The organism is Streptococcus sp. 2020WUSS089 (assembly GCF_044427405.1).
In the GTDB taxonomy this organism is placed as follows: Bacteria; Bacillota; Bacilli; order Lactobacillales; family Streptococcaceae; genus Streptococcus; species Streptococcus hashimotonensis.
This window is the reverse complement of record NZ_JAOTGD010000009.1, coordinates 1-18414: the sequence shown is the minus strand read 5'-3', so window position 1 is coordinate 18414 and position 18414 is coordinate 1. Positions and strand designations below refer to the sequence as shown.

At 43.0% G+C, this 18414-nt stretch carries 16 protein-coding genes; 5 read left to right on the top strand and 11 right to left on the bottom strand.

Annotated elements, in window-relative coordinates:
* The first annotated feature begins 125 nt into the window (after positions 1-125).
* The 3 genes from ODU46_RS07450 to ODU46_RS07440 all read left to right on the top strand — a co-directional run bounded on the left by ODU46_RS07450 (position 126) and on the right by ODU46_RS07440 (position 3601).
* The gene (locus ODU46_RS07450) at positions 126-1475 is read left to right on the top strand and encodes a potassium transporter TrkG (protein ID WP_274806959.1); all 1350 of its coding nucleotides are present in this window, start codon (positions 126-128) and stop codon (positions 1473-1475) included.
* An 11-nt stretch (positions 1476-1486) separates the two neighbouring features.
* Complete coding sequence (locus ODU46_RS07445; RefSeq protein WP_014638537.1) at positions 1487-2152, top strand: TrkA family potassium uptake protein; 666 nt, start codon at positions 1487-1489, stop codon at positions 2150-2152.
* A gap of 111 nt (positions 2153-2263) precedes the next feature.
* A complete protein-coding gene (locus ODU46_RS07440; protein WP_074389515.1) occupies positions 2264-3601 on the top strand; it encodes an MATE family efflux transporter in 1338 nt (445 codons plus the stop codon).
* 203 nt (positions 3602-3804) lie between these two features.
* Here ODU46_RS07440 and ODU46_RS07435 read toward each other — a convergent pair whose 3' ends face one another.
* The 11 genes from ODU46_RS07435 to ODU46_RS07385 all read right to left on the bottom strand — a co-directional run bounded on the left by ODU46_RS07435 (position 3805) and on the right by ODU46_RS07385 (position 14452).
* Positions 3805-4188, bottom strand: a complete 384-nt coding sequence (locus tag ODU46_RS07435) for a hypothetical protein (protein ID WP_114866763.1) — start codon at positions 4186-4188, stop codon at positions 3805-3807.
* A gap of 135 nt (positions 4189-4323) precedes the next feature.
* A complete protein-coding gene (locus tag ODU46_RS07430; RefSeq protein WP_024396477.1) occupies positions 4324-4581 on the bottom strand; it encodes a DUF896 family protein in 258 nt (85 codons plus the stop codon).
* A 9-nt stretch (positions 4582-4590) separates the two neighbouring features.
* Positions 4591-6627: a glycine--tRNA ligase subunit beta gene (glyS, locus tag ODU46_RS07425; protein ID WP_125175956.1), complete on the bottom strand. Its 2037-nt coding sequence runs from the start codon at positions 6625-6627 to the stop codon at positions 4591-4593.
* On the bottom strand, positions 6627-7544 hold the full coding sequence (glyQ, locus tag ODU46_RS07420) for a glycine--tRNA ligase subunit alpha (protein WP_002939388.1): 918 nt from the start codon (positions 7542-7544) through the stop codon (positions 6627-6629). The genes glyS and glyQ overlap by 1 nt, the downstream gene beginning before the upstream one ends.
* Positions 7545-7853: 309 nt before the next feature.
* Positions 7854-8333 (bottom strand): DUF1398 family protein, encoded by a 480-nt coding sequence (locus ODU46_RS07415; protein ID WP_205027002.1) that lies wholly within the window; start codon positions 8331-8333, stop codon positions 7854-7856.
* Between the two features lie 266 nt (positions 8334-8599).
* Entirely contained in the window at positions 8600-9304 is a 705-nt protein-coding gene (locus tag ODU46_RS07410) for a B3/4 domain-containing protein (RefSeq protein WP_205027003.1), read from the bottom strand.
* 181 nt (positions 9305-9485) lie between these two features.
* Positions 9486-10178, bottom strand: a complete 693-nt coding sequence (locus ODU46_RS07405; protein WP_105157537.1) for a methionine ABC transporter permease — start codon at positions 10176-10178, stop codon at positions 9486-9488.
* Positions 10179-11243 carry a methionine ABC transporter ATP-binding protein gene (locus ODU46_RS07400; protein ID WP_205027004.1) on the bottom strand — a complete coding sequence of 355 codons (1065 nt, stop codon included), beginning with the start codon at positions 11241-11243 and terminating at the stop codon, positions 10179-10181.
* Positions 11236-12603 (bottom strand): M20/M25/M40 family metallo-hydrolase, encoded by a 1368-nt coding sequence (locus tag ODU46_RS07395; protein WP_205027005.1) that lies wholly within the window; start codon positions 12601-12603, stop codon positions 11236-11238. The genes ODU46_RS07400 and ODU46_RS07395 overlap by 8 nt, the downstream gene beginning before the upstream one ends.
* A 156-nt stretch (positions 12604-12759) precedes the next feature.
* Positions 12760-13611, bottom strand: a complete 852-nt coding sequence (locus ODU46_RS07390) for a MetQ/NlpA family ABC transporter substrate-binding protein (RefSeq protein ID WP_024406612.1) — start codon at positions 13609-13611, stop codon at positions 12760-12762.
* 151 nt (positions 13612-13762) lie between these two features.
* Positions 13763-14452, bottom strand: a complete 690-nt coding sequence (locus ODU46_RS07385) for a gamma-glutamyl-gamma-aminobutyrate hydrolase family protein (RefSeq protein ID WP_395381960.1) — start codon at positions 14450-14452, stop codon at positions 13763-13765.
* Between the two features lie 381 nt (positions 14453-14833).
* Between ODU46_RS07385 and metE the strand changes: the two genes are divergently transcribed.
* The gene (metE, locus tag ODU46_RS07380) at positions 14834-17083 is read left to right on the top strand and encodes a 5-methyltetrahydropteroyltriglutamate--homocysteine S-methyltransferase (protein ID WP_395381959.1); all 2250 of its coding nucleotides are present in this window, start codon (positions 14834-14836) and stop codon (positions 17081-17083) included.
* A 3-nt stretch (positions 17084-17086) separates the two neighbouring features.
* A complete protein-coding gene (gene metF / locus ODU46_RS07375) occupies positions 17087-17947 on the top strand; it encodes a methylenetetrahydrofolate reductase [NAD(P)H] (RefSeq protein WP_336385325.1) in 861 nt (286 codons plus the stop codon).
* The last annotated feature ends 467 nt before the right edge of the window (positions 17948-18414 follow it).

Here is an 18414-nt window from a genome sequence, read left to right as displayed (position 1 = left end):
TAATAAAAAATAATGAAGCTTTCAAGAAGAGAAAAAATCAGGTTCTTTGCGTGTTTTAGTCGTACATTTTCTTTCTTTTGTGCTACAATATCTTCATCTTTTATTTTTTGAGCAAAGGTAGAATTATGTCACCATTTAGGATTAAACTTTCTCCCAGTCAGCGAATCATTATCAGTTTCTTATTCGTGATTCTGACTGGATCAATTTTACTAAGTCTTCCCATCTCACAAATTAGCACCTCTACAGCAAGTTATTGGGATCATCTCTTCACATCTGTCTCCATGGTTTGTGTAACAGGGCTATTTACCAAAGCCGTTGCTGAAACCTATTCTACTTTTGGACAGATTATCTGTATGATGCTAATCCAAATTGGGGGTTTGAGCTTGATAGGATTCATCGGTCTCTTCGCTTTACGCGGTGGTCGTAAAATGAATTTCATCAATATGGCAACCTTACAAGAGGCTCTAAACCGATCTGACACAAAATATTTTCGTAGCTTCCTCAAATCAGCTTTTGGTTTTACCTTGGCGGTCGAAGCCTTTGGAGCCCTCTTACTTTCCTTCCATTTTGTACCTGAATTTGGATGGGCGAGAGGTTTATTCACCTCGATTTTCGTAGCTATTTCAGCCTTTTGTAATGCCGGTTTTGATAATTTTGGTGCAACTAGCATCATGCGTTATGTGGATAATCCTCTGATTAACCTAACATTAGCCAGTCTCATTATTATGGGAGGTCTTGGATTCTCGGTTTGGTTTGACCTTCAAACACAAATCGGGCAAAAACGTAGCCTACGAAAACTAGGGTTCCATACAAAGATTGTTCTAGGCCTAACAGCCATTATACTAACCCTCGGAACTCTGACAACCTTACTCACCGAATGGAACAACCCTTCTACTATCGGGCAACTATCATTTGGCCATAAATTATTAGCCAGCTTTTTCCAGACGGTCACCATGCGAACTGCTGGTTTTGCCAGTATCGACTACACGAAGGCTGAACCGATTACCCTCTTGCTCTATATCTTTCAGATGATGCTTGGCGGAGCCCCAGGTGGAACAGCCGGCGGTATTAAAATAACCGCCTTCCTAACCTTAGTGCTCTATGCTCGTAGCGAGATTCTCGGTCTCCCTCATACCAACTTTATGGGTCGAACCATCGATAACCTCAGCATCCGCAAAGCTTTTGCGACATTCTCAGTCTTCCTTCTCATGTTCATCATCGGGCTCTTCGCACTTGCCCTAACAGATGACCGACAACCACTTCTATTTTTAATGTTCGAGGTCATGTCAGCACTAGCCACTGTAGGTGTTACGGCCAATCTGACTCCAAGTCTAACCATGGCCGGTCAAACAGTCATTATGGCACTCATGTTCTTCGGCCGTATCGGTCCACTTTCTATTCTCGCAAGCCTTTCTGTTCGAAAATTATCTAAAACCGAAAGTCTTCAATACGCAAAATCATCTATGCTTGTCTAAAAGGAGAAATCATGCCAAACTATACTATCGGAATTCTCGGTCTGGGAGTTTTTGGTACTACCATTGCAAAAACATTACACAATTACGATTGCAATATCATTGCTATCGATAATCATGAGCAACGTATCAATCATCTAGAACCTATTCTCACGCGCGGTATTGTCGGAGACATCACCGACCGCTCGCTCCTACGTGCAGCAGGAATCGGTAACTGCGATGCTGTTGTTGTAGCTACTGGCGAAAACTTGGAATCCAGTGTTCTTGCTGTTATGCATAGCAAGGTCCTAGGTGTTCCTATGGTCATTGCCAAAGTCAAAGGAACAACTGCGAAAGAAGTCCTTCTCCGTGTCGGTGCCGATAAGGTTATTTCTCCTGAACGTGAAACAGGTATTTCTCTAGCAAAACAATTACTCCACCGCGACACAACCAGCCTCTTTGAGCTCGAAGGCAATGTTTCCATTGTCGAGTTCCACCCACCAGTAAAATGGATTGGCAAAACACTCGGCGAATTAAAACTCCGCCAACATTATAAACTCAATATCATCGGTTACCGAAGTGGCGAAAATCAGGAATTAAACATCCAACTGACTCCTGACTATGTCTTCAAATCTGACGAACTCATCTTAGCAGTAACAGACCATAACACTGTCGATCATTTTGAAGAGCTGACAAATTAAATAACAAATTTACGCCCTATACTCCGTTCTCAGGAGAAATATTTTATCCCTAGAAAGCCTACTAGACTATCATTTATCTAGTGGGCTTATCATCTGTCAAAAGGAGACGTTATGAATGATTTAACCAAAGGAAAGCCGATTGCGGTCATCTTACAATTCGCTATTCCCTTGTTGATTGGATCTTTTTTTCAACTGGCCTATAATTTTGCTGATTCCATGATTGTGGGGCATACTTTGGGAAAGGATGCCTTTGCAAGTGTCGGTTCGACAGCCAGCCTGATTTTTTTAATCATCGGTTTTGCCCAAGGTGTTACCAATGGATTAACCATTATTTCTGCCCAACGCTTTGGAGCTGGCGACTTAGAGGGGCTTAAAAAATCTTTTGTCCACGGACTCTTCTACGCTTCCCTCATCAGCCTTTTACTAACAGTCTCAGCCTTAGCATTTTTGAAACCTATCTTGGTCTTAATGCAAACGCCTGTGAGTATCATAGACCACTCCCATGCCTTTCTAACGGCCATGTTTGGAGGATTGACCTTTACTATTTTTTATAATTTCCTGTCTTCAGCCCTACGCAGTCTCGGAAACTCTAAAACACCTCTACTTGCTCTAATTATCGCTTGTTTTATCAATATTGGTCTGGATTTTTTCTTTATCTTAGTTATGAACTGGGGCGTTTTCGGAGCTGGCTTTGCAACTATCCTTGCCCAAGCCTGTTCGGTCCTCTTTCTTATTTTTTATATTATCCACAAGGTACCTCACTATCATATTGGACTAGCTGATTTAAAATTGGATAGGGATAATCTCAAGAAACATGCCCAGCTTGCTTTTCCAATGGGATTTCAAGCCAGTATTATCGCCATCGGAGCCATGACCTTGCAGTTTATGGTCAACCAACTAGGAACAGACGCCATCGCCGCCCAGGCCATTGCCCTTCGTACTGACCAGTTGGCTATGCTGCCCATGGTTAATCTGGGCTTGGCTATCGCAACCTTTACTGCTCAGAACTACGGTGCCAAACTCTATGACCGTATTCGAGAAGGGGTGCGCCACTCATTACTCCTCAGCATTGCTTGGGCCATTGTATTTGCGGTCATTCTCATCTTGGGCAATCGTTTCTTTTCTGGTCTATTTCTGCCAAATGCCAGTCAAACAGTTCTGGACTTGGCTCTTGTTTACTACATCATTAACGGCTCTTGTTACTGGATTGTTGCTTCCCTCTTTATTCTCCGTAGCTTTATTCAGGGACTTGGCAAGGGCTTTATTCCAACACTAGCAGGCTTTGGGGAATTAATTTTCCGAGCAGCAGTCGCCATCATCGGCATGCAGTATTTCGGCTTTTATGGGACCGCCGCCGCTAACCCCGCCGCCTGGATTGGCAGTATCATCGTCCTGATTCCAAGTTCCATCATCTTTATGAAAAAATTAAAAGCTGGACAAAGTATATAAAGAAAACGCTGGGCTCAAGCCCAGCACACTTCTCAGAGTTCGTGTCAACATCTCAGTGCAGTGGTTGATTGGGTTTAACAGTCCAGTGGACTGTTAAAGGTTGGAGATAAGATTTGCGGAGCAAATCTCAGCAATTCGCGTTTCACACTCCAAATCTGACCTAATCAACTGTGCGGGGGTGTGAAGACGAACTCTTTTTTAGACTAGTCGAGTTCTTTCCCACTCCCAAAATAATATTTTCGTAAAAATTGAATATGAAGGAGATTCCAAAGCATAGCATAGCTGATCGCCACTACAAAAGCTAAGCCATATTGCCAATTAAATTCCAGCACAAGGCTAACAAAAAGGATGATTCCAAGAAAGACCAATAACAAACTACTTGTCTTTTTCTTATCCCACTTAAAATAGGCTAACAAGGGTTGGTCAGGACAAGCTCGCACTTCCTTGAACTGTTTGAAACTAGCTCCAAGACTGGCTCCTGCCGCCCCTATAATTGCACCAGAATAATAGTGAGGAAGGACGTAGACCGACAAATAAGCGACCGTAACATAGGCAAGCACCAACAAGGTGTACATCAGTTTTTTCATGACCAAGCCCTCCTGAATCTATTTATCTATATCTATTTTATCATTTACAAACTAAGCAAACAAGTAAATACATGTTCTCAAAAGCACAAAAAAGACTAGAAAACCTAGTCTTTCCTTGTTTATTATCATTTATTCTTAGGAATTTGGATCATCCAAACTACGGCCATGCAAGCCTTTTTCACGTTGGACTTGACGGAGTTTCTCTGGCGTCACATCGTTGCCTTCTTCATCGACCAGTTTAATTCCCTCAATATGATGACGGATTGCTCGACGATACCCCTCGATGTATTCTTCCCTAAGCTGAGCCTGTTCAACTTTTTCCTCTGGTGTCAAGGTACCAGCTTTTTTCTTTTTAGCCAATTCATTGATCCGATCGATTTTTGCTTGTTCCATGCTCGCCTCCTACTTACTATTCAAGAGATTGAAGACCGCCACAGCACTTGCCTTGTCCGCCAAGGCTTTCAATAGGGCCAAACGGTTGGCTTTGACCGCTGCGTCGTCTGCCATAACCATGGTATTGTCAAAGAAGGCTGCGATGACTGGGCTAAGAGCAAAGAGTTTGTCCAAGTTGCCTGCCATGTCTTCTGTCAACTCCAAGCCTGCCACTGCAGCAGCAAGGGCTTTTTCCTGGTCGTTTTCGAAGAGGGCCTGGTCAATGACAGTCGCCTCCGCCTTTTCAGCCAAGTTGAAGACCCGTGACAAGTTTTCCACGGCTTCCTTGTAGTCAGCCTCTTTTGATTTTTGGAAAATAGCAGAGCTGGCTGCCAGTTGCAGTCTGACCACAAAGGTTGAGCTGGCAAGTACAGCCTCACGGATGTCTTTCGGAATCGCCTTATCCATCATCTTCTCTACACGAGCACGGATAAAGTCCATCACAGCTGGCTGGTTGTCATAGGTCAAGCTGGCAAAGTTCAAGCTGTAGAGCTCCGCAATCAACTGATCCAATGGAATTTCCCAACCAAATGCTTCCAAAATCCGCACGATACCTTGTGTCGCACGACGCAGAGCGTAAGGATCGTTTGAGCCAGAAGGAATGAGACCTACTGAGAAGAAGGAGAGAAGGGTATCAAACTTGTCAGCCAGTGCCAAGACCGCCCCGACCTTGCTCTCAGGCAATTCACCTTCTGCAGAGTTAGGAAGATAGTGTTCACGGATTGCCGCTGCCACCGCAGGTTTTTCCCCTGCAAGAAGGGCATACTTCTCACCCATAATCCCTTGTAATTCATCAAACTCGCCGACCATACCTGTCAAGAGGTCAAACTTGTAGATGTCTGCCGCACGTGCCACATCCGCTTTTTCATCCGCAGACAAGCCAGCCAAGTCAGCCAGTTTTTCTGCGATGACTTTAGTGCGTTCCATGTGCTCGTAAAGGGAGCCGATTTTCTCATGGAAGGTTACGACTTTAAGGCGTTCTACCAAGTCAGCAATCTTGAGTTTTTGGTCTTCACGCCAGAAGAACTCACCGTCTTCCAAACGTGCCACCAAAACTTTTTCATTTCCTTTGATGACATTATCAATATGCTGGTCGTTACCGTTTCGGACAGAGATGAAGTTTGGCAAGAGCTTGCCAGATTTATCACGCACTACGAAGTAACGTTGGTGGTTTTTCATGGAAGTCACCAAGACTTCTTCTGGCACTTCCAAATACTTGGTATCAAAGGAGCCCATAAAGGCAGTTGGGTACTCGACCAGGTTGAGAACTTCATTGAGCAGGTCTTGGTCAATCTCAACAGTCACATTGTGTTTGTCCTCGATAGCCTTGATTTGCTCGATAATCATATTTTGACGCTCTGCGGGGTCTGTAATGACAAACTGTGCACGCAAGTCCGCCTCGTAAGAATCTGCACTTGCAACCTCGGTTTCATTTCCAAGGAAACGATGACCACGGCTGATGCGAGCTGACGAAATGTCCAAGAAGTCCATATCCAATGCTTCGTCGTCCAAGAGAACGGTCAAGGTGTGGACAGGACGGATGTAGGCGAATTTGTTGGACGCCCAGTTCATGCTGACCGGGAAGGTCATAGCTTTCAAGACCTCTGGAATGCCCGCCAAGACTGCCTTAGCTGGCTGACCAGCTTCGTGTTTTGTCACGTAGACATACTCTTCACCCTTAATCTCGCGGAATTCGATGTCCGCTGTCGTCAAGCCTTTGCCACGGACAAATCCTTCTGCAGCCTTGGTGAAGTTTCCGTCTGCGTCCAGGGCAATCTTCTTAGCAGGTCCCTTGAAATCTTCGGTCAAGTCTGTCTGCTGGTCCGCCAAACCACGCACACGAACAGCCAAACGGCGTGGTGTTGAAAAGACATCAATGCTGTCAAAAGCCAAACGGTTGTCTGTCAAAAAGGTTGCCATGCGGTCACGCAACTGGTGCATGGCTGGGGTTACGATGTAGGCAGGAATTTCTTCCAAGCCAAGTTCAACAAGTAAATTCTTTGTCATTATTCTGCGTCCTCCTTCAACAATTCTGCTCGCGTTGCTTCGTCTAAAAGTGGGAAGCCTAATTTTTTACGCTCCGCCACAAAGGTTTTGGCAACGACACGGGCAAGGTTACGGATACGGGCAATGTAGCCTGCACGCTCAGTTACAGACACAGCTCCACGGGCATCCAACAAGTTAAAGGTGTGAGAGCATTTGAGCACATAGTCAAAGGCTGGGTGAACCAAGCCTTCTTCCAAAGCCCGCTCTGCTTCTTTTTCAAACTTAGTGAAGTTTTCAAGGAGCATATCTTGGTCCGATACTTCAAAGGAGTATTTTGAATGCTCATACTCTGGCTGGATGAAAATTTCACCGTATTTAACGCCGTCTGCCCATTCGATGTCGTAAACGGAGTCAACTTCTTGGATATAGGAAGCCAAACGCTCCAAACCATAAGTTACTTCGGCTGTGACTGGACCAGTCGCCAAGCCACCGACTTGTTGGAAGTAGGTAAACTGCGTAATTTCCATACCGTCCAACCAAACTTCCCAGCCCAAACCTGCTGAACCTGTTGACGGGTTTTCCCAGTTATCCTCAACGAAACGAATATCGTGTTCCAAAGGATTGATGCCCAAACGCTCCAAAGACTCCAAGTAAAGTTCTTGGATATTAGATGGCGATGGTTTCATGACCACTTGGAATTGGTGGTGCTGATAGAGACGGTTGGGATTTTCCCCGTAGCGACCATCCGCAGGACGACGACTTGGCTCAACATAAGCCGCATTCCAAGGCTCAGGACCGATCGCACGCAAGAAGGTGTAGGGGCTCATCGTCCCCGCACCCTTTTCCGTATCGTAAGCCTGCATGAGCAAGCAGCCCTGCTCATTCCAAAATTGTTGTAAGGTCAGGATAATTTCCTGGAAAGTAAGTTTTTTTGACATATTTTTCCTTCTTTCTTTAAATCTAAGTCTTTTAGTTTACTTTTAGTACTAGGCAGCGAGCTGCAGGCAGTACTGAGGTACGGCAAAGCGAGTTAACGACGTAATAAAAGATAAACTAAATGACGATATTCTTGCGACGTGAGCCTTCCTAGCCGATACCGCTAGGAAAGGCGAACTAGTACAGCGTCTAGCTCAATCGTCTTAGCGATGAGCGTGTGGCAATTCGACTGAAAGGAGACTATGCCACTGACACTGTGAAAAGTCAATTTTTTTGACATAATATCCTCTTTCTATTATATTTCAAAATTGCTAGTTCTCCACACTCGGTATGGTTTCCACAACAACAACTTGCTCTGCCTTATCCAGATAGGAACAGGTCATGGCTTTTAGGTCGATGACCCACTTGTAAATCCCTGCTTCTGCTGTTTCTTGGCAGAAGGTGGGAAAATCTGTTTGTCCAGCCTGATGATTACGTAAGATAGTCACAAACTGGTCCAGATTGGCTTGGTCAGTAACAGGTATCATCACTTGATAGCCCTGCTTTTCCAGAGTCTGCCCTGTCTGTGAGCGATAGGTAACCTGTCCAGACTGGATATCCACAGTATTTTCCACCATGCCCAAATTCTTGAAATAGGCAATCAGTTTAGGAAAATCAGGCCCAGTAAACTGTTCATGACCTCGATTGATATTTTCTAAGGTGAACATTGGTCTCCTTTCTTTATAGTAGCTGTCTTTCACCTTGAGATGAAAAACAAGAAATACTCGGTCGGCAGACAAAAAGAACCACATTCTCTTCCCCTGTCAACAGACATAGGGGCGTTGAGAACGCGGTTCCACCCTAATTTATTACTTCATTTGTATGATTCTGATTGAGTCGGACATGGTCACGACTGGGAAAGCGCCAATTATTTCAAGACTGGCTTGGCTCTCACTCTCCCAAGCTCGCTAGACAGGCTTTTGAAACAACCTTCTTTCATGCTTAGTATTGTAGCAGAAAAATCAGCATTTGTCTAGAAAGACCACTATTTATCCGAACACAATCCCGCTGACAAATCCTACAAGGCTATTGCAGGCGTATCGCGATCTAGTAGATATTTTTCTGGTACTACTCCCAAGAATTTTTCTGCGTGTTGACTGATAAAATCAAGGGCATTTTCCAAATCTTCTACTCTATCAGAATTGACCAACTCCATGACCAAGAAAGCATTCTTTGTCTCATCCGTAATCATGGTTCGCTCACCATCGCGCCAATTGAAACAGCGACAAACGGCGCCTTTATCATCCTTATAGCAAACTTCACCTGGTAGAGTTGGATTATTGTTTTCATCACCAATGAGATAGAATTCATCTCCACCCTCAGTGATCGTTAGTTGGAGATTGCCTACAAATGTATCTATATCTTCTGCACCACATGGAAGACCGAAACGCAAACTTGCTGCATTATAAATATCCACTAAGGGCGAGATTGTCGAAACTGGACGGTCACTAGCAGAACGCTTCAAAAGTGCTTCGATACTAGAACGTGCACCTTTTTTAGTTTTGAATTTTTGATAAGCTTGGCGATACGTTTGGATGACTTCATTTTCACTAAAAGTATCTTCTGTAAGAAATTTCTGGGCAATTCCGTTGCTTTCTTCCAGTAATTTCACTAATTCATCAGGCGATTGCACCGGCGTTTTATAATCTTTCAATAATAGAACTCCAATTTTTGCATCTGGAAATAGACTCCAAAAAGATGAATCAACAACAAATTGTGACATATTCTCACTCCTTTTATACAAAAATCAGCACCCTATGAACATCTTCTAAGACCTAACGACGTTCATAAAATGCTGTTGCATGACTACCCGGTGGCAGTAAATATTTGGTTACTTTCATTGTATAATATAACTATTAAAAAAGCAATTAATAAATCAAAATGCGAAATGCCTGATTTCCTTACTATCTATGACTAATCTTTCTGGTCAAGAAATCACCAATAAACTGGATTACGAAGATGATAACTAAAATCAAAAGAGTTGCTAAAAAGGTCACATCATTATTATACCGTAGGTAGCCGTATGATAGCGCAACCTGTCCCAAGCCACCTGCTCCGATGGCTCCTGCCATGGCAGTATAGCCGACCAAGGAAACCAGGGCAAAGGTCGTCACACGAATCAAGTCAGGCAGACCTTCACGCAGATAGACAAGGACAATATCCCAGAACGTCGCTCCTGAAGCCTGAGCCGCCTCAATGACACCACGGTCCAATTCTGACAAGACCACTTCAACCTGACGGGCAAAGAAGGGAAAGACTGAAAGGGCGAGCGGCACCAAAGCTGCCTCCGTACCAATCGTTTTCCCAACAATAATTTTCGTCAAAGGAGCAATGGCCGCCAACAAAATAATGAAAGGAATGGCACGGAAGATAGAAGCTACCTTATCCAAAATCCAGTAAACCGTCTTATTTTCAATGACACCCCGAGGACCAGTCAAGACCAAGAACAAACCTGAAACCAAGCCCATAAAGCCACCAAAAGCAAAGGAAACAAAGGTCATATAGAGGGTCAAATTAAAATGTGTTAACCAACCTGTCTGACCATCCCAGCCCAATTTATAAATATCTGGAAAATTCGTTTGAATCCATTCTAACATCTAATTTGCTCCTTTCAAAATCGTCACTTCCACACGCGCCTCCGTCACTGCCTCAATCGCACGGTGCAACTGACCAGGCTCACCTGATAAGATCACTACCATCTCACCAACTGGCATATGGTCCAAAATTTCAATATTGCCATAAAGAATATTGGCAGATACTTGATAGAATTTATACAAATCATTGACAATTGCCGTATCCGTGTTGGAACCAGCATACTTGAGTTGCACTAAAATGCTATTATCAGGCAAATTCTTAACAATATCCTGCTGGTAAATTTTCACCAAGGCCTCATCAATTCCTGTTGCCGTTTTGATGAAGTCCTGTGTCAATTCTTCTTTTGGATGAGAGAAGATTTCTAAAACGGAACCTTCTTCGATCAAGTGACCATCCTGCATAACAGCCACACGGTTACAAATATCTTTTACAATCTGCATCTCATGAGTAATCATAACAATGGTCAAGCCCAATTTTTCATTCAATTCCTGCAAAAGTGCCAAAATCTGCTTAGTCGTTTTCGGATCCAAGGCAGAAGTAGACTCATCAGAAATCAAGATTTTAGGGTCATTGGCCAAGGCACGAGCAATGGCAACACGTTGCTTTTGACCACCAGACAACTGAGCTGGATAGTTTTCAGCACGGTCAGAAAGCCCAACCAAGTCCAACAACTTAGCAACTTTTTCTTTCTTCTCTTCCTTGCTCAAACCCGAGTGTTTAAGGGCAAAGGCTACGTTTTCTTCTGCCGTCATTTGAGCCATCAGATTGAAATGCTGGAAAATCATACCGATTTCACGGCGTTTGCTCCGCAATTGAGCTGGGGTAAGTGTGACCTTTCCTCCCTCGTAAATTACATCCTCATCGATAGTAATTTTACCCGCTGTCGGCACCTGTAATAAATTAATCACTCGAACAAGGGTAGATTTCCCAGCACCAGAATAACCTACGATACCGTAAATATCCCCTTGATTGATATGGATGGTCACATCCTTTACCGCTTCGATGGTGCGTTTTTTCTGCTGGAAAGTTACATCAATATTATCTAGCTTAATCATTTCCTTACTCATAACTTGCAATTAACTCCTCTACTAATTCAACATGGCTATAGTAGTCAGCGATGCTGACATTTTCATCACCGGCATGGTCACGACTGTTGGCATTTCCTAATCCAAATCCTGCAATCGGCACACCTAGAGCATGAAAGACTGTGTGCATGGGGCCTGTCCCCGGTGACGTCGGCAAGACAGCAACTCCTTCTGGCGTCAACTTTTTAGCCAACTCAATCACATTGACAATGGCAGGGTGGGACATGTCACTTCGGTAGCTCATTTCCCCCAAAGTGAAGATAACCTCAATTTTGTCAAAACCATGTTTGTCCAAATGCTTACGAATCTTATCTAATACATCATACGGCTCCAACCCAGGCACCAGACGGACTTCCATCTTAGCAGAAGCCTGAGCTGGTATGATGGTCTTGACACCTTGACCAAGATAGCCAGTTGACAAGCCTTCAATGGTAATAGATGGCTCAAAATACAAACGCTTCAGAAACTCACGACGGTCTTCTACCAAGGTTGGAAGAGTCAAGCCATAAATGTCTTTCATAGACTGACTGGTCGCCAGTGCAAATTCTTCCACCAAGGCCAATTCACGCTCATTTGGCTCTTGCACTTGCTCGTAAATACCATCTACCAGGATTCGTCCATCTGCAGCCCGCATGGATTGAAGTGCTGATAATAAATACCAGCTTGCCGAATTAATGACACCTCCATAAGAAGAATGAATGTCTAAGTCAGCTGATTTGACCTGAAGATCAAAGGTCACAATTCCCTTGTTTCCCCCAGCGATTTCTAGCTGATGCAGACTATTGCGGTGCCCCTGCTCCCAGACAAGCAAATCAGCACCGATCAAATGTTCTTTATATTTTGAAAGGTATTTGTCCAAGTCAACAGAAGCTGACTCTTCTGCCCCTTCCATAATAAAAATCACATTGACTGGTAAATGGCCATTCTGTCTAGCTTGATATTTTTTTAAGGCTGACAGACGAGCTGTGATATGGCCCTTATCATCATCTACCCCCCGACCATAGATATAGCCGTCAGAGATTGTCAATTCAAAGGGGTTGCCCTTCTCCCAGACCTGATCGGCATCTGCAGGTACTGTATCATAATGATTGTAGAAAATCAATGTTTTCGCATCTGGCACCGAAGCCTTAAACGTAGCCATGACAAAGGGTGCTGCATAACTATCATCCAAAACAACCTCTGCACCAGCTTCTTCAAACATATCTTTCAAGTAAGTCGCCACATCCAACAAACCAATCTGCTGAGCAAAAATAGATTTCCTTGAAATCAAGACCTTCAACTTTTCAAAATAGTTTTGAATAATCGCATCATTTTCAAATGCTTGAACTTTACTATCTGCCATACTTTCTCCTCATACTCAATGAAAATCAATCAAATCTACTAACCAAAATCAAATATTCTCCCACATATCTGACTTTGGTTAAGAGATTTTTTCTTATCTCTATAAAAACAGATAGAGGGCTGAACAATACTGCCCAGTCCTCAACCTATTTACATTTTACCAAACTGGCTCATCCATACCGTCTGAAGTATCTTCAATAACTTTTTTCACTTCATCCGTGTGGTAGGCTTCGATAATTTTCTTAATCGCTGCTGCTTGCTCTGATTTTTCCCAATCGCTACGAGCTGCAATCAAGTTGTACCACTGTTTTGAATTTTCATCTTTTTGCTCTTTGTAAAGGGCATTTTTGTAATCCAAACCAGCTTCCAACACAAATGTGTTGTTTACAACGGCTGCATCAACTGAGCTAAGTGAGCTTGCTGTTTGGCTTGCATCCAACTCAGTAATTTTCAAGTTTTTCTTGTTTTCAGTAATGTCAGCAATCGTTGCCAATTCTGTACCAGATACACCAACCTTGATCAAACCAGCTGCTTGAAGAAGGTAAAGAGCACGACTTTCGTTTGTTGGGTCGTTTGGAACCGCAATTTCTGCACCATCTGGAATTTCTTCCACTTTAGTGTACTTGTTTTTTCCATCAGCTGTACCTGAGTAAAGACGGATTGGTGCGATATAAGTATCCGCAATAGCAACCAAGTCTTCACCATTTTCTTCATTCCAGTTATTCAAGAAGTTATAGTGCTGGAATGCGTTGATGTCTACCTCATTTTCAGCTACTGCCTTGTTTGGTTGTGAATAGTCTGTAAATTGAGTGAATTCCAACTTCACTTCGTCCCCGAGAATTTCTTGAACTTTATTCCAACGAGCTTCTTCCGACTCACTCAAGCTCATCACACCTACTCGAACAGTTGTTGCAGATGAATCTGAACTTGAAGAAGAGTTACCACATGCAGCAAGTACACCTACTGATAAAGCAGCTGTTGCCAAACTAAACAATTTTTTTAATTTCATAAAATGATCTCCTTAAATTAGAACTGTATCTATCTTAACACAGAATTTTCTTTCTGACTAATTGACTTTTTTTATAGAAAGTTATAACTTTTCGTTATAACAAATACCCTTGCAATTATAAGCGTTGATAATAAAAAGAGGGATACCCCTCTTAAAATATATCTACTAAATACTGAAACAGGTCTCGATGTTGCTTACAATCATTGTACAAAAATTCTGGATGCCATTGGATACCAAACAAAGCTTGGTTCCCCCTACTTTCATAAGCTTCTATCGTACCATCCCTAGGATCCAAACCTGTCGCCACCAGTCCTGGAGCCAATTCTTTGATTCGTTGCTGATGGAAGGAATTAATAGGGCTCCCTTGGGCAAACAGTTGACCGATTCGGCTTTTAGGTTTCACTTGTAAACGATGGGATGTCCCCGCAATACCATCTTGCCAATGATGAGCCACCTCTTGTTCCAAGCTTCCGCCTAGAGCAACATTCAACAACTGCATCCCTCGGCAGACTGCAAAAATTGGTTTTCCCTGACGAAGGGCTTCCTCAATCAAAGCCAGTTCAAATTCATCCCGTTCCAAGAGGTAATCATTACTATCAATCAAGCGCTCTTGACCGTATAGACTTGGGTCTACATGCTGACCGCCTGATAAAATCAACTTATCAATCATGTTGATATAGTCCTTGGCTAAGTCAGGGGTTCCCATAGGAATAACCATCGGTATACCACCAGCCTGACGAATACCATCTGCCAATTCACTCGCAACGGTTACATATGTTCTACCAGATTTAGTTAGAAATTCTTGCTCGTTTCCTGAAATTCCAATGATAACTTTTCCCATAAAAAGCCCCTGTCTTTCATTTTTTCCATTGTAGCATGGCTACCTAGCCCTGTCTAATATAGAAGTTTTATGGCTTGATAAAAAATAACTATCAGAACTACCTATAAACAATTGCGCGCTAACAAGAGTTTGTCTTTGGCAGTTTCATAGATAAAATCTATACCAAGCTTAAGAAAAAACTATGCTGGAGCCAGCATAAAAAAGGCAAGCTTGATAAACAGGCGTGCTTTCAAGCTTTTATATAGAATAAATATCATAAAAAGCAGCTCCCTTTCAATCCGTTATAGCAAAAAGTTATAGCTTCCTCTAAAATTTTACAATTATACAAGAGTCGTTTTTTCTGTTAGGATAGGAGCATAGAAATATTTTGGAGGAACTACCATGACGACAACCATTATCGGCTTCCCACGAATCGGAGAACACCGCGAATTAAAATTTATTACTGAAAAATACTTTAGAAATGAAATTCCACAGGAAGAACTTTTGCTTGCTGCCAAAGAATTGCGCGCTAAACATTGGAATATTGTAAAAGAGGCAGGCATTACTGAGATCCCAAGCAACGACTTCTCTCATTATGACAATGTTTTGGATGCAGCAGTACTCTTCAACATCGTACCTAAAGCAGTTCAAGAACTTGACTTGACTGACCTTGAAAAATACTTCGCTCTTGCACGTGGTTATCAAGGAGAAAAAGGGGACGTTCGTGCTAGACCGATGAAAAAATGGTTCAATACCAACTACCACTATATCGTTCCAGCTATTGAAAAAGACACAGAAATCAAACTGGCTGGTCAAAAGATTTTCGACGAATTCCAAGAAGCAAAGGACTTGGGTATCACAACTCGTCCAGTTTTGATTGGTCCATTCACCCTCTTACAATTAACTGATTTTGAAGAAGATTTAACTGCTACTGATTTCGCTGATAGCTTAGTTGCAGCCTACGGACAAGTCTTTGAAAAATTGGCAGAGCTTGGTGCTGAAAAAATCCAGCTTGACGAACCTAGCTTGGTCAAGGATTTGACTGCTGAAGAAAAAGCCCTTTTCCTAAACATCTACCAAACTCTCTTGGCTGATAAGAAAGGCTTGCAAGTCCTTATCCAAACCTACTTTGGCGATGTGCGTGATATTTACACAGAATTAACAAACCTACCCGTTGATGCCATCGGTCTTGACTTTGTAGAAGGTAAGGAAACTGCTGCACTTGTTGCGACAGGTTTCCCAGCTGACAAGACCCTCTACGCTGGTATCGTCAACGGTAAAAATATCTGGCGCAACAACTACGAAAAGAGCCTAGCTGTTTTGGATGCTATTCCAGCTGAAAATGTCGTCATAACAACTTCTTGCTCCCTTCTTCATGTACCATTTACAACTGCTAATGAAGAATTTGAGCCTGCTATCCTCAACCACTTTGCCTTTGCAGTTGAAAAATTGAGCGAATTACGTGATTTGGATGCCATCCGTAACGGTCAAGGCGAAGTTGCTCTCACAGCTAACAAAGAGCTCTTTGCTCTTGAACGTGTGGGGCGTGACACAGCACTTGCTGACCGTCTTGCAAGTTTGACAGACTCAGACTATACACGTCTACCAGTCTTTGCAGAGCGTGAAGCCATTCAACGCGAGAAGCTAAACTTACCACTTCTTCCAACAACAACGATTGGCTCTTTCCCTCAAACCAAAGAAATCCGTAGCACACGCTTGGCTTTCCGTAAAGGAAATATCTCAGAAGAAGAATACGATACATTTGTTAAAACTCAAACAGATGAGTGGATTGCATGGCAGGAAGAAGTTGACTTCGATGTCTTAGTTCACGGTGAGTTTGAACGAAACGACATGGTAGAATACTTCGGCGAAAACCTGTCTGGTTATCTCTTCAGTAAGAACGGTTGGGTACAATCATACGGCATGCGTGGGGTAAAACCACCAATCATCTGGGGTGATGTAACACGCTTGAACCCAATTACTGTCAAATGGTCTAGCTATGCTCAAAGCCGTACAAACAAACCAGTTAAAGGTATGTTGACTGGACCTGTAACCATCCTCAACTGGTCTTTCCCTCGCGAAGACATCTCTATCAAAGAATCAACTCTTCAAATTGCTCTCGCTATCAAGGAAGAAGTTCTCGACCTTGAGGCAGCGGGTATCAAGATCATCCAAATCGACGAAGCAGCCCTTCGTGAAAAACTACCACTCCGTCGTAGCGACTGGTACAGCGAGTACCTTGACTGGGCAATTCCTGCCTTCCGTTTGGTACACTCAACTGTTGCACCAGATACACAAATCCACACACATATGTGTTATAGCGAATTTACAGACATCATTCCAGCCATCGACAATATGGATGCGGATGTTATCTCCTTTGAAGCCAGCCGTTCAAATCTTGTTATCCTAGATGAACTCAAGGCTAAAAACTTCCAAACTCAGGTAGGTCCTGGTGTCTATGACATCCACTCTCCACGTGTCCCTGCCGTTGATGAAATTGCACACACTATTCAAGCCATCCTTGCTAAAGTACCGAAAGAAAAAGTCTGGATTAACCCAGACTGCGGACTCAAGACTCGTGGCGAAGCAGAAACAAAAGCTAGTCTTATCCACTTGACTCAAGCAGCTAAGGCAGCCAGAAAGGAACTCTAATTTATGATCGGTCAAACCCCAAGTCTCTCATTTGAAATTTTTCCTCCAAAACCAGAAGTAGGCAATGAAAAGATTATCCAAACTCTCGATGAGATGCAAGGTTTGACCCCTCATTTTATCAGTGTTACATGCAGCAATAACAATTTGAACGTAGAAGAAACGACTGTCAAGTTGGCTAACCATGTTCGCAATGAATTGCATATTCCAACTATCGCGCATTTGCCAGCTGCTTACTTGACAAAAGAAAAGGTCCGATCCGTTCTTCATTCTCTCGATGAAATTGGTGTGCATCAGATTTTAGCACTTCGCGGCGATATTATTGAAGGTCTTCCCCCTAAAGAGGACTTCCAGTATGCAACCGACTTGATTTCCTTTATCAAGGAAGAAGCTCCTCAATTTGATATCATCGGAGCTTGCTATCCAGAAGGACATCCTGAATCGCCAAACGCAGTATCAGATATCAAAAACCTAAAAAAGAAAGTTGATGCCGGTTGCTCAACCTTGGTAACTCAACTTTTCTTCGATAACGAAGCATTTTATAACTTTCAGGAGAAATGTTCTCTAGCAGACATCGAAGTGCCTATTATCGCAGGTATTATGCCTATCATCAACAGGAATCAGGCACTTCGACTCTTGAAAACCTGTGAGAATATCCACCTCCCTCGTAAGTTTAAAGCCATTTTAGAAAAATATGAGCACAATCCTGAATCTCTTCGGGCAGCAGGTCTGGCCTATGCTGTAGATCAAATTGTTGACTTAGTGACCAATGATGTGGCTGGTATCCATCTCTACACTATGAACAACGCTGAAACAGCACGCACCATCCATCAGGCAACTCATTCGCTATTCAAACATTATAGTTAGAAAACTCCCCCTGAGCCCAAGCTCAGGGGTTATTCTATGCCCTGTGACTCCCAAAGACTACATGATAATTTTTTTCACCCCATCATGACATTAATCCAGCAGATGTCTAGGTATCTGACATCTTGCTTACAATAACGAACAGCCATAAAAAATACAGTCACAAGGAGTAAAAATGGCACTAAGAGGAGACAGAGAAGCGACGAAATGGAAAAATAAACTCCATCCGTTTGCAATTTACAACATTCAAGACAGTATTTTATTAACTGAATCACATTGATTCCCATATATTTTAATCGTAAATCATGACCACCCGTCAAACGGGTGGTTTGAACAAGGGCTGTAAGCCCACATCACCAGCCAGCGCCTAAAGACGCTGGCTTTCACTTTGTTCAAGCCTCACTGCTTTTGACTCGTCACTAGCCTCTTAAAGAGGCATTCGTACTACTTGCCATTATCCCTAAAGGGAT